Genomic DNA, 14,787 nt, shown 5'->3' with positions numbered 1-14,787 from the left:
TTTACTAAGCTCCCGGGGATTCTCAGGCTTGTCGCCTTCCTGCAACACGAAGGATTTAGGAGATGCTTTTATTAAGGAATTCAAATGCAAGCGGCAACTGTAGTCATTAACCGCCGCGCTCTGCGACACAACCTGCAACGATTACGTGAACTGGCGCCTGCCAGCAAACTGGTTGCGGTGGTGAAAGCGAACGCCTACGGACACGGTCTTCTTGAGACCGCGCGAACGCTCCCGGACGCCGATGCTTTTGGCGTCGCCCGTCTTGAAGAAGCCCTGCGCCTGCGCGCGGGCGGTATCGCCCAGCCGATTCTGCTGCTGGAGGGGTTCTTTGAGGCCGCTGACCTGGCGATTATTTCCGCCCAGCGTCTGCATACTGCGGTACACAGCCCGGAACAGCTGGCGGCGCTGGAAGATGCCGACTTACCCGAACCGATCACCGTATGGATGAAGCTGGATACCGGAATGCACCGATTAGGCGTTCTGCCCGAACAGGCCGAAGCCTTCTATCAGCGCCTGAGCCAGTGTAAAAACGTCCGTCAGCCGGTAAATATCGTCAGCCATTTTGCCCGTGCGGATGAGCCAGAGTGCGGCGCGACCGAACGTCAGCTGGATATCTTTACCACCTTCGCGGAAGGGAAACCGGGGCTGCGTTCTATCGCCGCATCCGGCGGTATATTGCTGTGGCCGCAGTCGCACTTCGACTGGGCGCGTCCGGGGATTATTCTCTACGGCGTGTCGCCGCTCGACGGTGGATCCACCGGCGCGGATTTTGGCTGCCAGCCGGTGATGTCCCTGACCTCCAGCCTGATTGCGGTCCGCGAGCATAAAGCCGGCGAGCCGGTGGGCTACGGCGGAACCTGGATCAGCGAGCGCGATACGCGTTTAGGCGTTGTGGCGATGGGCTATGGCGATGGCTATCCGCGCGCCGCGCCGTCCGGAACGCCGGTGCTGGTTAACGGGCGTGAGGTGCCGATTGTCGGACGCGTGGCGATGGATATGATTTGCGTCGATCTTGGGCCTGAAGCGCAGGATAAGGCTGGCGATGCGGTCGTGCTGTGGGGCGAAGGTTTACCCGTCGAACGTATTGCCGAAATCACAAAAGTAAGTGCTTACGAACTTATTACGCGCCTGACTTCACGGGTGTCGATGAAGTACGTGGATTAACGTTCTTTCTCGTTTGCCCTGGCAGCGTTGCCGGGGCATGGTCCACCAGCCCATCCTGACTTATTCCGTAGAATTGCTGGCTGCCACTTCATTCTATTGGGTCTTCTCCGCGTAGGATTCGTGCGTCGTTATAAAGCCGGTTACGATAATCATTAGGTTGAACAATTGAGTCATCAATGCTTTGCCAAATCTCATCGATTGAATTCGCCACGCTAAACCCGGCGGTTGTGAGTAACTGGCGGATATGTGGGAATTCGTCTTCGTCACAACTGATTGCCAGATAGTTTGCGATGGTGTCTGCTACCAGTTCATATTGCCCTTCTGAATCCAGACGTACCACCTGTGCCTGCTCCAGAGGAATATTATCCGGACCACGCCATAGTCCCACGTACCCCTCATTATCCTCACCAAACCAACTGATAAGTTTATTGGTGGCCTGCATCGCCCTGACGTTGTCAACAATATCGGGATCAGCCCAATCTTTTTCATTTAAATAGCTGGTATCAGACGGCGCTTCCCATTGAGGGTTATCTGTGAGTTCTAACTCAATATATTCAGTAATTTCAGAAAGTTGATTGATTTTCCCACGCAATAGTAATATCTCGGGAGTCATGGCGTTTGTCCTTGTCTGCGGCGTTATAAATCGATTATCAGAGGCGGGTTTAACGTAATTTTTTATCGTATAACCGCTTTCCTTCCAGAGCATTGTAAAATCAACGTCCGCAATCGGGGGGCTATCCATAAATTCCTTATCCTTTTTTACGTCGTGCTGCTCCAGTTTATGAGGCTTTATGCTATAGGGAATAAAGAAGGTCAACATCCCCTCGATCTTCTTTCGCATCCAGTTTATTGTGTTATGACTTGCCTCATGTAAACCTGGAGAAACATCACGTGTTTCAGAAAGTTGACGCCTACGCTGGCGATCCCATTCTCTCCCTGATGGAGCGTTTTAAAGACGATCCACGTAGTGACAAAGTAAACCTCAGCATCGGTCTTTATTACAACGAAGACGGCATTATTCCGCAGCTGCAGGCGGTTGCCGAAGCGGAGGCGCGCCTTAATGCTCAGCCGCACGGCGCCTCAATCTATTTACCTATGGAAGGACTGAACGCCTACCGTCACGCTATCGCGCCGCTGTTGTTCGGTGCCGATCATCCGGTACTGGCGCAACATCGCGTGGCCTCCATTCAGACGTTGGGCGGCTCCGGCGCCCTGAAAGTCGGCGCTGATTTCCTGAAACGCTACTTCTCGGGCTCGCAGGTGTGGGTTAGCGATCCGACGTGGGAAAACCATATCGCGATATTCGAAGGGGCTGGATTCGAAGTAAGTACTTACCCATGGTTTGATGATAAAACCAATGGCGTGCGTTTTGAGGCGTTCCTGGAAAAACTCAAATCGCTACCGGAGCGCGATATCGTGCTACTGCATCCGTGCTGCCATAACCCAACGGGAGCCGATCTCAGCAATGCGCAGTGGGACGACGTCGTTGAGGTGCTGAAAGCGCGTCATTTAATTCCTTTCCTCGATATTGCCTATCAGGGCTTTGGCGCCGGCATGGAAGAGGATGCCTACGCTATCCGCGCCATTGCGCGCGCCGGGATCCCGCTGCTGGTGAGCAACTCCTTCTCGAAAATCTTCTCCCTGTATGGTGAACGCGTGGGCGGACTGTCGATCGTCTGTGAAGATGCAGAAACCGCGGGTCGTGTACTGGGGCAATTGAAAGCGACCGTACGGCGCAACTACTCCAGCCCGCCGAACTTTGGCGCGCAGGTCGTGGCGGCGGTACTGGGCGACAGCGAGCTGAAAGCCTCATGGCTGGCGGAAGTGGAAGAGATGCGTACCCGTATTCTGGCCATGCGTCACGAGCTGGTGAATGTGCTGAAAGAGACGGTGCCGGGCGGTGATTTTGACTACCTGCTTAAGCAGCGCGGCATGTTTAGCTATACCGGTTTCAGCCCAGCCCAGGTTGACCGCCTGCGCGATGAGTTCGGTGTCTACCTGATCGCCAGCGGCCGTATGTGCGTAGCCGGGCTGAATTCAGGCAACGTGCGGCGCGTCGCGCAGGCATTTGCTGCTGTAATATAAGTTTTTCCTGACCTTTTTTGCCCGCGTCAAATCATGACGCGGGTAATTCCCTACCTGAAGTGTGATCATTCTCTTTTTATATGACATCAGAGCAGAAAAATCTTCCTATCCGCGCCAGCGGGGGGTAAGGTCTTGATGCATTAATAAGCGTACACATTATTGAAAATTATAACGATTCGATTATTTAGGGAAAAATATGCGCAAGATCACCCTGGCCTTTGGGGCCGTCTGCTTACTGTTCACGCTAAATAGCTCCGTCGTTGCTCGCGCTTCCACACCGCAGCCGCTGTGGACGGGCACCAATATGGCGAAACTCGCCGAACAGGCGCCGATCCATTGGGTTTCCGTGGCCCAGATTGAAAATAGCCTGTTGGGGCGCCAGCCGATGGCCGTCGGGTTTGATATTGATGATACCGTCCTGTTTTCCAGCCCGGGCTTCTGGCGCGGGCAGAAAACCTATTCCCCCGGCAGCGATGATTACCTGAAAAATCCGGAGTTCTGGGAAAAAATGAACAACGGCTGGGATGAATTCAGCATGCCGAAAGAGGTGGCGCGCCAGCTGATTGCGATGCACGTGAAGCGCGGCGATAGCATCTATTTTGTGACCGGACGTAGCCAGACCAAAACCGAAACGGTAACGAAAACCCTACAGGATGATTTTCTCATCCCGGCAGCGAATATGAACCCGGTTATTTTTGCTGGCGATAAGCCCGGTCAGAACACCAAAACGCAGTGGCTGCAGGAGAAAGGGATCAAAGTCTTCTACGGCGATTCGGATAACGATATCTCCGCCGCCCGAGAGGTAGGCGCGCGTGGGATCCGTATATTGCGAGCCTCGAATTCCTCCTATAAGCCGCTGCCGATGGCGGGCGCTCAGGGCGAAGAGGTCATTGTGAATTCAGAATATTAAGCCATCCATCGGCGTAAACATCATTAGCTCAAACGGCAGCCGACGCGCTGCCGTTTTTTTGTGCAAAATAGCGCGTCGGAGGTTTTACCTTTTCGCTTATTGCTGCACACTTAGGAAGGTTGATCGGTAAAAGGAGCGGTTTATGTGGCATCAGCAAACTCTGACCTTAGGCCCGAAATCACGGGGCTTTCATCTGGTCACTGATGAGGTTTTAAGCCAGATTCCCCAGCTTTCGGGAGTTAAAACTGGCCTGCTGCATTTGCTGCTCCAGCATACATCTGCTTCCCTGACGCTAAATGAAAACTGCGATCCGACCGTCCGCTACGATATGGAACAACATTTTCTGCATGCCGTACCGGATAATGCGCCGTATGAACACGATTATGAAGGTCCTGATGATATGCCCTCGCACATTAAATCTTCGATGCTGGGCGTATCGCTGATGCTGCCCGTTCAGGACGGACGCGTCAGGCTGGGGACCTGGCAGGGTATCTGGCTAGGGGAGCATCGTATTCACGGCGGATCGCGCCATATCATCGCGACGCTAATGGGGGAATAAAAATGACAATTTCGGATTTATTGCAGTACTGCATGGCAAAGCCGGGCGCTGAACAAAGCGTACATAGCGACTGGAAAGCGACGCAGATCAAAGCGGCGGACGTCCTGTTTGCGATGGTAAAAGAGGTGGAGGACAATCGGCCTGCGGTATCGTTAAAAACCAGCCCCGAGCTTGCGGAACTGCTAAGGCAGCAGCATCGCGATGTTCGCCCCAGCAAACACCTTAATAAAGCCCACTGGAGTACGGTGTTTCTGGATGGCTCCCTGCCTGATTCGCAAATTTACTACCTGGTGGATGCTTCATACCAGCAGGCGCTTGATTCTCTTTCCGAGGCTAAGCGTAAACTATTGCCATAGCGTTAAATCCTCCCCAGCAGCGCCAGCAGGGTCACATCAAACAGGCGAAGCAGCGTGGAGTGCAGGTGCGTCTGCATGGCGATCTGTTCATTGCTGGCGCGAATGCTGGCAATATCGCGCTGCCCTTCGAGGAGCAGAATGAGGTCGTCCTGACTTAACCAGCCGCGCGCTTTCTCCTGTAATGCCTGAAGCGTGAGCATTCCGGCGTCGCGAATGCCGCTGTCTTCATCATTTACTATCGCCTCCATAAGCTGTAGCCATTCTGCCGTATTCACGCCTGCGCCGGTCACTTGGGCGCTGACTTCTTTAATGATGGACATGGTTATCTCCCTGAACGCAGCTGTTCGCCGCTGATGGCCTGCTGATAAAGATATTCCGTTTGTTGCGCCAGAGCTCCGGCCGTGAAGGGCGTCAGCGCTGCATCCTGGCGGGAAACATGCGTGTAAAGCCGCTGATAATTCTTCTCCAGCACGCGCAGATTATTCTGCCGCAGCGCATCACCGTCGCTTAATGCCAGGCTAAATAGCTGACGAATCTGGCGATCCTCTTGTCTTAATAAGCGTTGGTCGACCGGCTCTGTCGCCGCATCGCTGATGAACTGCAGATGAAGCTGTTCCAGCATCAATAGCTGCTGGTGGGCCGTATTGCTGTAGCCGTCTACCCAGCTGCAGGCGGTCGTCACCAATAGCGCCGCGATAAGAGTGAATTGATAAAATCCGTGTTTGAAAGACATGATGCATCCTGCAATTTATGGCCGTGACGCTATCTGATGACAGATGTCGTGCGGCCGCAAATCACAAAATATCAGCGGGAGAAAAATGAGAGAAAATGATGCCTCTTCCCGGGACGAGAAGAGGCAGGTGAGGTTACTTCAGCATGGGCTTGAGGAAGCGAGCGGTATATGAAGCCTCGCATTCGGCGACCGTTTCCGGCGTTCCGGAAACGAGGATCTCTCCGCCGCCGCTTCCGCCTTCCGGCCCAAGGTCAACGATCCAGTCAGCCGTTTTGATGACATCCAGGTTATGCTCAATCACCACGATGGTATTACCCTGATCGCGCAGCTGATGCAGTACTTCCAGCAGCTGCTGAATATCGGCAAAGTGCAGACCGGTGGTCGGTTCATCAAGGATATACAGCGTCTGCCCGGTACCGCGTTTGGACAGCTCGCGCGCCAGCTTGACGCGCTGGGCCTCGCCGCCGGAGAGCGTAGTCGCCGACTGGCCAAGGCGAATATAGGTCAGCCCGACGTCCATCAGCGTTTGCAGCTTACGCGCCAGCGCCGGAACCGCATCGAAGAACTCACGGGCTTCTTCAATGGTCATATCCAGCACTTCATGAATCGTTTTGCCTTTGTACTTAATCTCCAGCGTTTCGCGGTTATAGCGTTTGCCTTTGCACTGGTCGCACGGTACGTAGATATCCGGCAGGAAGTGCATCTCGACTTTGATCACGCCGTCGCCCTGGCAGGCTTCACAGCGGCCGCCGCGCACGTTAAAGCTGAAACGGCCCGGCGTGTAGCCACGCGAACGTGATTCAGGTACGCCGGCAAACAGTTCACGAACCGGAGTAAAGACGCCGGTGTAGGTGGCCGGGTTGGAGCGAGGCGTACGACCGATTGGACTCTGGTCGATGTCGATCACTTTATCGAAATGTTCCAGACCCTGTACATCGCGGTACGGCGCCGGTTCCGCAATGGTGGCACCGTTGAGCTGGCGCTGGGCAATCGGGAACAGCGTGTCGTTGATCAGCGTGGATTTACCCGACCCTGAAACGCCGGTAATACAGGTGAAGAGCCCCACCGGCAGCGTCAGCGTTACGTCTTTCAGGTTGTTACCGCGCGCGCCGGACAGCTTCAGCACTTTCTCTGGATTCGCGGGTACGCGCTGTTTCGGCACCTCAATTTTACGCTTGCCGCTCATGAACTGGCCGGTCAGCGATTCCGGCACTGCCATGATATCTTCCAGCTTACCCTCGGCCACGACCTGACCGCCGTGCACGCCGGCGCCAGGGCCGATATCGATAACGTGGTCAGCGGCGCGAATAGCATCTTCATCGTGCTCAACGACAATCACCGTGTTGCCGAGATTACGCAGGTGGATTAGGGTTCCCAGCAGGCGTTCGTTATCGCGCTGATGCAGACCGATAGAGGGCTCATCCAGTACGTACATCACGCCGACCAGGCCTGCGCCGATCTGGCTGGCGAGGCGGATACGCTGCGCTTCGCCGCCGGAGAGGGTCTCCGCCGAACGGGAGAGCGTCAGGTAGTTCAGGCCGACATTGACGAGGAATTTCAGACGATCGCCAATCTCTTTCAGTACTTTTTCGGCAATTTGCGCGCGCTGGCCGGAGAGCTTCAGGTTGTTGAAGAAGTCCATCGCGTGGCCGATGCTCATGTCTGAGATGGTCGGCAGCGGCGTATTTTCCACAAACACGTGCCGCGCTTCGCGCTTAAGGCGCGTCCCTTCACAGCTGGCGCAGGGACGATTGCTAATGAATTTAGCTAACTCTTCGCGTACTGCGCTGGATTCCGTCTCTTTATAACGGCGCTCCATATTATGCAGCACGCCTTCAAACGGATGACGGCGTACGGAGGTATCGCCGCGATCGTTCATATATTTGAATTCAATATTCTCTTTGCCTGAACCGTACAGCACGACCTTTTGTACGCTGGTATTGAGCGTGCCCCAGGGTGCTTCAACGTCGAATTCATAATGTTCCGCCAGCGACTTCAGCATCTGGAAGTAGTAAAAATTGCGCCGATCCCAGCCGCGAATCGCTCCGCCCGCCAGCGACAGCTCAGGGTTCTGAATCACGCGCTCAGGATCGAAATACTGCTGGACGCCGAGGCCGTCGCAGGTCGGGCAAGCGCCTGCCGGGTTGTTGAAGGAGAACAGGCGCGGTTCCAGTTCGCGCATGCTGTAGCCGCAAATCGGGCAGGCGAAGTTGGCGGAAAACAGCAGCTCTTCGGCTTTCGGATCGTCCATATTGGCGACGATGGCGGTGCCGCCCGACAGCTCCAGCGCGGTCTCAAAGGACTCGGCCAGACGCGTGCTGAGATCGTCGCGGACCTTAAAGCGGTCGATCACGACTTCGATGGTATGTTTCTTTTGCAGCTCCAGCTTCGGCGGATCGGAGAGATCGCAGACTTCGCCGTCGATCCTCGCGCGGATATAGCCCTGCCCGGCGAGGTTTTCCAGCGTTTTGTTATGTTCGCCTTTGCGCTCTTTAATGATCGGCGCCAGCAGCATCAGGCGCTGACCTTCAGGCTGGGAGAGAACATTATCCACCATCTGGCTCACGGTTTGCGCCGCCAGCGGCACATCGTGATCCGGGCAGCGGGGCTCGCCGACGCGCGCGTACAGCAGGCGCAGATAGTCGTGAATTTCGGTAATGGTGCCTACCGTAGAGCGGGGGTTGTGGGACGTTGATTTCTGTTCAATGGAAATCGCCGGCGACAGCCCTTCAATATGGTCGACGTCGGGCTTCTCCATCAGCGACAGGAACTGCCGCGCGTAGGCGGAGAGCGATTCAACGTAGCGACGCTGCCCTTCGGCATACAACGTGTCGAAAGCCAGTGAGGATTTGCCTGAACCCGAAAGCCCGGTGACGACAATGAGTTTGTCGCGCGGGATGACGAGGTTGATATTTTTGAGATTATGGGTGCGGGCGCCCCGAACTTCGATCTTATCCATTCACCTTTCCCGGTAGATACGCGGATTGCCTGGTTTGTTAGAAGGACAAACGGCAGAAACGGCTAATTATGACACAATTTAACCTGTTTGAATATACAGTATTGGAATGCATTTTCCGGCGAGGTATGCAAAAATGTCGTACCGCGAGAGTTCTCTGGAACATACTTCCCAGCTATCAACATAGCACCTGGAAATGGTACACTCGCGCGTTTACACTATTAAGAAACGCATTCAGGAGACACAAACATGGCCAGCAGAGGCGTAAACAAGGTGATTCTCGTCGGTAATCTGGGCCAGGACCCGGAAGTACGCTACATGCCGAGTGGTGGCGCAGTTGCCAACATTACGCTGGCTACTTCCGAATCCTGGCGTGATAAAGCGACCGGTGAGATGAAAGAGCAGACTGAATGGCACCGCGTTGTGCTGTTCGGCAAACTGGCGGAAGTGGCCGGCGAATATCTGCGCAAAGGTTCACAGGTCTATATTGAAGGCCAGCTGCGCACCCGTAAATGGACTGACCAATCCGGTCAGGAAAAATACACCACCGAGGTTGTAGTCAACGTTGGCGGCACGATGCAAATGCTCGGCGGTCGTCAGCAGGGCGCGGGCGCCCCGGCAGGCGGTGGTCAGCAGCAGGGCGGTTGGGGCCAGCCTCAGCAGCCGCAGGGCGGAAACCAGTTCAGCGGCGGCGCGCAGTCGCGTCCGCAGCAGCAGGCTCCGGCAGCGCCTTCCAATGAGCCGCCGATGGACTTTGACGACGATATTCCGTTCTAACGAAGCGTTAGCGTCGTAAAGCCCTCTCTGAAAAAGCCCCTGTTTGGGGCTTTTTCTATTTTCTGACACAGCTTATCTGCATTAATTCACTGTGTGGCAGGTGTGGCAGGTGTGGCAGGTGTGGCAGGTGTGGCAGGTGTGGCAGGTGTGGCTGGCAGATTTACTGCCGACGCGACCTGGTTTTTAGAAGCCGCCGTCGCCTGCTGCTTACGCGCCATTTCATCCACGATCAGCCGGTAAGCAATGTAGTACTTATAGATATTGCTGACATAGCTTACGGTCTCGGAGCCGATTTTCTCGGCGGCCAGATACTCAACGTTGCCAAACCACACGTTCGGGTCAAAACCGCGCCTTTTAGTATCCGCCCGTAGCCGGGCAATGCGCCCGGGGCCCGCGTTATAAGAGGCGAACGAGAATAGCGCCTTATCAAGCTGGGTCATCGGTTCATCGCCATAGTAGCGGTCTATCATCCAGCGCATGTATTTCACCCCCGCATGAATATTGGGGTCGAGCTGCTTAATATCGCCGACGTTGAGCTCCTTACCGGTGCTCGGCATGACCTGCATAACGCCAATGGCGCCGACGTGGCTACGCACCGACTGATTAAGCCGCGATTCCTGATACCCCTGAGCGGCCATCAGCAGCCAGTCAACATCGTAGCGATCGCCATATTTGCGAAAGATCTCCACCATGGCCAGAAATTTACGCCGTTCTTTTTGCCCCGCCGCGTTTTTAACGTAGCTGGCATCCTTCAGGTAGCGCAGCAGTATCGTATTACCCAGCCTGCTGCCCTGGCGATTCTTATTGATGAACGCATTAAGCAGGGCCAGCAGCTGCGGGCTATTGTTACGTACCGCCCAACCGATATTACCTTCGTCGCGCAGAACAATGTTCTGATGAACCTGAATCCTGGGGAAGACCTGTTTCCAGAACAGGGCCTTGTGGCGGTCGACCACGATCAATGGGATCAGGCCCGCGCTGAGCATCTCTATCAGATCCTCATCTTCCAGCGCTTCGGGCGCCGGTTCGATGGTGATGGGGGGCAGCGATTGCTGCGCAAAGCGTGCGTTGAGCGCGACCAGGCTCGCGTAATAGCTGGATGAGGTGCGGACGAAGACCGTTTTACCGGAAAGCTGCTGTAGATTGTCCACTTTGGGAGAGCCGGGACCAGAAAGAAGCAGCTCCTGAACGTGAGAATAGAGCGGTGCAGTAAAGGTCATCTCCTGCTGACGCTCAGGCGTGATCGTCAGGTTGGCGGCAATAATATCCCCTTTTCCTGCGTTAAGCGCGCTGATGAGCTGGTCACGGGCCACCGGAACAAAGATGATCCGCACTTTAAGGTGACGATGCTTGAGCTTTTTCTCTTTCGCCAGGCTTTGATTGAGACTGCGTTCAAACTCCATAAATATATCGTGAGTCGCGCCGCGCTGGGTGCCTTTATTGATAAAGAAAAAAGTTTTGCTGAAGGGGGTTAATACGCGAATGGTTCGCCGGTCGAGCATACCCGGTAAATCTCCCCTCCATGGCTGTAGCATATCGTCAACGTTGACTTCCAGGGCGTCGCGTTCCGCTGGTTCTGATAGTTTGTTCTCTGTAGCCGCGTAACCGGATGTGAGGCACAGTAGCGCGGCAAAGCATGCCAGCCAGCCGACAAGGTATCGATAGAACGACGAAGTGTTCATGGCGCGGTGCTCCGCAGGGGGATGGTCTTATTTTAGTCAATTTCTGGCCGTTAGCATGTCCGCGAACAAGTGTGAGAATCGGTTAGCCGGTTATTTTAATTATTTTATTAATTAGCATGCTCGGTATTTTTGGCGAGATTATAAAACTATAAATCTCTAATTAATTGTGGAGGCAATATGGTTGAATTATGCTTTTTTAATGTGGATGTTATTCATTTTTTTAATTTCTATTCCTGCTAAATGCGCTTCTGCTATTTATATCTTTTTGTTTTTATTACATTAACTAAAAACATTCATGCGATAAATGATTATCGACTTGATAATAAATCTCATTTCTAATAACGTTGTGTGGCACAATAATCCTATTACTGCTGTTCGGCAAAGGCTATCAAAGAATAGCGTGGCGCGTTTATTTCTTCGTTTTTGCCAGAGTAATAAATCTATTTTGGCCACCCATTATGATTGCTATCTCGCTATTTAAGCGGGAGGGCCTGACTACGCCAAAAAGAGATGTTGCTCTATGCAGGGAAGTCATTGCCGTTGTTTATCTGACGGAAGAAGAAGGCGTGCCCCGACAGCAAAAAAGAAAACAGGGCATATTCCATGAAACACAGTTCACACTACTCGCTGGCCGCGCTGATCCCGATGGCCATCTGGGGAGGGATGCTGCCAGCGCAGGCCGCTGATGGCACGACTCCAGACGATACGAAGAAATCTGAAACGACTGCGGTAAATGACGATGAAACCATGGTGGTCACCGCGGCGGCGCAAACGCTGCAAGCCCCCGGAGTATCCACCATCACCGCCGAAGAAATCCGTAAACATCCGCCCGCGCGCGATGTCTCCGAGCTGATTCGTACCCAGCCCGGCGTCAACCTCACCGGTAACTCTACCAGCGGGCAGCGCGGCAATAACCGCCAGGTCGATATCCGCGGCATGGGGCCGGAGAACACCCTGATTCTGGTGGATGGTAAACCGGTGACCAGCCGTAATTCCGTGCGCTATGGCTGGCGCGGCGACCGCGATACCCGCGGTGATACCAGCTGGGTGCCGGCGGAAATGATCGACCATATCGACGTCATTCGCGGCCCTGCTGCGGCCCGCTACGGTAACGGCGCGATGGGCGGAGTGGTCAATATCGTCACTAAACCGGCCACCAGCGAGTGGCATGGTTCATGGAATACCTATATGAACGCGCCTCAGCACCGTAAAGAGGGCGCGACGAAACGGACAAACTTTAGCCTCAACGGCCCGCTATCGGATGAGGTCAGCTTTAATTTATGGGGAAATCTGAGCAAAACGCAGGCCGATGCCCAGGATATTAATTCCGGTCATGAAGCAGCGCGAACCGGTAGCTATGCGGGATCGTATCCTGCAGGACGCGAAGGGGTAGTGAATAAAGATATTCACGGCAAGCTGCGCTGGGAGTTTGCGCCAATGCAGGCGCTGGAGTTTGAAACCGGCTACAGCCGCCAGGGCAACCTGTATGCAGGGGATACCCAGAATACTAACACCAGCACGTTGGTGAAAAGTATGTACGGTAAAGAGACTAACCGTCTCTATCGTCAGACTTACGGCGTGACGTGGACCGGCGGCTGGGATAACGGCGTGACCAGCAATACCTGGGCGCAGTATGAGCACACCCGTAACTCGCGCATGAACGAGGGGCTGGCGGGCGGAACGGAAGGGATCTTCTCCAGCAGCGAATTCTCCGATATCGACCTGTCGGATGTGCTGCTGCACAGCGAGGTCAATATTCCGTTTACCCTGGGATTTGAGCAGAATCTGACGCTGGGTACCGAGTGGAACCAGCAGCGGATGAAGGATGGCGTGTCGACTACCCAGTCACTCTCTTATGGCTCCGTTGACGGCGTTTCGGCAACCGGCCGTAGTCCTTATTCCAGCGCCGAGATCTTCTCGCTGTTTACCGAAGACAATATCGCGCTGACCGATAGCACTATGCTGACGCCCGCTCTGCGCTTCGATCATCACAGCATCGTCGGTAATAACTGGAGCCCATCGCTGAATCTCTCGCAGGGGCTGGCGGATGACTGGACGCTGAAGCTGGGGATCGCCCGCGCCTATAAAGCGCCGAACCTTTATCAGCTTAACCCGAACTATATCCTCTACAGCAACGGCCAGGGTTGCTATGCCAGTAGCTCAGCCTGTTACCTGATGGGGAATAGCGATCTGAAGGCGGAAACCAGCGTCAATAAAGAGATTGGCCTTGAGTATAAGCACAATGGCTATCAGGCCGGGCTGACTTACTTCCGTAACGATTACCATAACAAGATTGAATCGGGCTACTCGGCGGTGGGGACGGCCAGCAACGGCACCACCAATATTTACCAATGGGAAAACGTACCGAAGGCGCTGGTTGAAGGGCTGGAGGGCTCGCTGAATCTCCCGGTAAGCGAAACGGTCAACTGGAGCAACAACCTGACGTGGATGCTGCAGAGTAAGAATAAGACCACCGGCGATCGCCTGTCGGTGATCCCGCAGTTTACGCTGAACTCTACCCTGAGCTGGCAGGCACGCGACGATCTTTCGCTGCAGAGCACGTTCACCTGGTATGGCCGCCAGAAACCTAAACGCTTCAATTATAAAGGCGAGTCTGTTTCCGGCAGCGAGCTGAACGAAGTGAGCCCGTACAGCATTGTCGGTCTTAGCGCGACCTGGGATGTGAATAAAAACCTGAGCCTGACCAGCGGAGTGGACAACCTGTTCGATATTCGCCACTACCGTGCCGGTAACGCGCAGACGACGGGAAATTCGACGACCGGCGCTTATCTGTATGGTGCAGGCGCGGAAACTTATAATGAATCGGGGCGGACGTTTTATGTCAGCGTGAATACGCATTTCTGATTAACGATTCAAACATCCGCCGGAATAATGAACTATTCCGGCTTGTTATTTTTTATGCCGGGAAAAACCAGTGATATAAATTATGACAAAATCTCCACGGCCTCTACACAATTAATTCAACTTAGCAGCCTACAATGAATCCTGTTAATCGGATCTGCTTGATCCCGGAAACGGTTAACGGTGGCATCCTGCCATTTCCATTCTAAAGTAGTTCCTCTTCCCCCTTCCATTCCCAACCGCAGCAATGCGGAGGAGGGGGATCCTCTATCAGGTCAGGTTCAGGCTTCTGCGAAACTGCGTTGGTGTCATCGTATAATACCTCTTAAAGGTTCGGTTAAAGGCGCTGATATCTTCATAACCAGCCATCAGACAAATATCAACGATGCGGAAAGGCGGGTTGATCTGCAATAAATTAAGGGATAGTTGCATTCGCTGCTGGCGGATATACGCCATCGGCGACATGTTAAAATAGTGGCGAAACAGGCGAAAGAGATGCCATTCGGAGTAGCCGGAAAAGCGGCTTAGCGCCTGCATCGTGAGCTTCTTTGCAAGATTGTTTTTTATCCATTGCACCAGTTCGTTAAGCACTGAACGCTGAATTTCATTTCGCGGCATAATGTCTACCCATTTCATTACTATAGAAATCTGGCTGCATAATTTATTCAATATCTCTTCATTTTATCTACGGGATTATGCGTTA

At 54.0% G+C, this 14,787-nt stretch carries 13 protein-coding genes; 7 read left to right on the top strand and 6 right to left on the bottom strand.

The window, feature by feature from the left end:
* Positions 1 to 84 precede the first annotated feature (84 nt).
* The gene (gene alr / locus ABLV75_RS20685) at positions 85 to 1,164 is read left to right on the top strand and encodes an alanine racemase (RefSeq protein WP_004109522.1); all 1,080 of its coding nucleotides are present in this window, start codon (positions 85 to 87) and stop codon (positions 1,162 to 1,164) included.
* A gap of 88 nt (positions 1,165 to 1,252) precedes the next feature.
* Here alr and ABLV75_RS20680 read toward each other — a convergent pair whose 3' ends face one another.
* Entirely contained in the window at positions 1,253 to 1,984 is a 732-nt protein-coding gene (locus ABLV75_RS20680) for a hypothetical protein (protein ID WP_224226683.1), read from the bottom strand.
* Positions 1,985 to 2,055: 71 nt separating this feature from the next.
* On the opposite strand from ABLV75_RS20680, the gene tyrB reads away from it, so the two are divergent.
* The 4 genes from tyrB to ABLV75_RS20660 all read left to right on the top strand — a co-directional run bounded on the left by tyrB (position 2,056) and on the right by ABLV75_RS20660 (position 5,074).
* On the top strand, positions 2,056 to 3,249 hold the full coding sequence (gene tyrB, locus ABLV75_RS20675) for an aromatic amino acid transaminase (protein ID WP_004109518.1): 1,194 nt from the start codon (positions 2,056 to 2,058) through the stop codon (positions 3,247 to 3,249).
* 196 nt (positions 3,250 to 3,445) lie between these two features.
* Positions 3,446 to 4,159, top strand: coding sequence for an acid phosphatase AphA (gene aphA / locus ABLV75_RS20670; RefSeq protein ID WP_004109510.1), 714 nt, complete (start codon positions 3,446 to 3,448; stop codon positions 4,157 to 4,159).
* 142 nt (positions 4,160 to 4,301) lie between these two features.
* On the top strand, positions 4,302 to 4,718 hold the full coding sequence (locus ABLV75_RS20665; protein WP_004109507.1) for a secondary thiamine-phosphate synthase enzyme YjbQ: 417 nt from the start codon (positions 4,302 to 4,304) through the stop codon (positions 4,716 to 4,718).
* 2 nt (positions 4,719 to 4,720) lie between these two features.
* On the top strand, positions 4,721 to 5,074 hold the full coding sequence (locus tag ABLV75_RS20660) for an MmcQ/YjbR family DNA-binding protein (RefSeq protein ID WP_004097793.1): 354 nt from the start codon (positions 4,721 to 4,723) through the stop codon (positions 5,072 to 5,074).
* Positions 5,075 to 5,076: 2 nt separating this feature from the next.
* Here ABLV75_RS20660 and ABLV75_RS20655 read toward each other — a convergent pair whose 3' ends face one another.
* From ABLV75_RS20655 to uvrA, 3 genes are all read right to left on the bottom strand, one after another.
* Positions 5,077 to 5,394, bottom strand: a complete 318-nt coding sequence (locus tag ABLV75_RS20655; RefSeq protein WP_004109504.1) for a hypothetical protein — start codon at positions 5,392 to 5,394, stop codon at positions 5,077 to 5,079.
* Positions 5,395 to 5,396: 2 nt separating this feature from the next.
* Positions 5,397 to 5,807 carry a hypothetical protein gene (locus ABLV75_RS20650; RefSeq protein ID WP_004109501.1) on the bottom strand — a complete coding sequence of 137 codons (411 nt, stop codon included), beginning with the start codon at positions 5,805 to 5,807 and terminating at the stop codon, positions 5,397 to 5,399.
* 133 nt (positions 5,808 to 5,940) lie between these two features.
* On the bottom strand, positions 5,941 to 8,766 hold the full coding sequence (gene uvrA / locus ABLV75_RS20645; protein ID WP_004109498.1) for an excinuclease ABC subunit UvrA: 2,826 nt from the start codon (positions 8,764 to 8,766) through the stop codon (positions 5,941 to 5,943).
* Positions 8,767 to 9,012: 246 nt separating this feature from the next.
* On the opposite strand from uvrA, the gene ssb1 reads away from it, so the two are divergent.
* Entirely contained in the window at positions 9,013 to 9,540 is a 528-nt protein-coding gene (gene ssb1, locus ABLV75_RS20640) for a single-stranded DNA-binding protein SSB1 (protein ID WP_004097799.1), read from the top strand.
* Between the two features lie 86 nt (positions 9,541 to 9,626).
* Here the strand turns inward: ssb1 and ABLV75_RS20635 are convergent, their stop codons facing one another.
* Entirely contained in the window at positions 9,627 to 11,222 is a 1,596-nt protein-coding gene (locus ABLV75_RS20635) for a lytic transglycosylase F (protein ID WP_032734291.1), read from the bottom strand.
* Positions 11,223 to 11,825: 603 nt separating this feature from the next.
* Here ABLV75_RS20635 and ABLV75_RS20630 point away from each other — a divergent pair.
* Positions 11,826 to 14,087, top strand: a complete 2,262-nt coding sequence (locus ABLV75_RS20630; protein ID WP_004109493.1) for a TonB-dependent siderophore receptor — start codon at positions 11,826 to 11,828, stop codon at positions 14,085 to 14,087.
* A 267-nt stretch (positions 14,088 to 14,354) separates the two neighbouring features.
* Here ABLV75_RS20630 and ABLV75_RS20625 read toward each other — a convergent pair whose 3' ends face one another.
* Entirely contained in the window at positions 14,355 to 14,702 is a 348-nt protein-coding gene (locus ABLV75_RS20625) for an AraC family transcriptional regulator (protein WP_016808427.1), read from the bottom strand.
* Positions 14,703 to 14,787: the final 85 nt, after the last annotated feature.

Origin of the sequence: Klebsiella sp. CN_Kp066 (genome assembly GCF_040065135.1) — a bacterium.
Lineage (GTDB): Bacteria > Pseudomonadota > Gammaproteobacteria > Enterobacterales > Enterobacteriaceae > Klebsiella > Klebsiella oxytoca.
The sequence above is the reverse complement of the archived record's forward strand: the minus strand, read 5'-3'. Positions and strand labels throughout refer to the sequence as shown.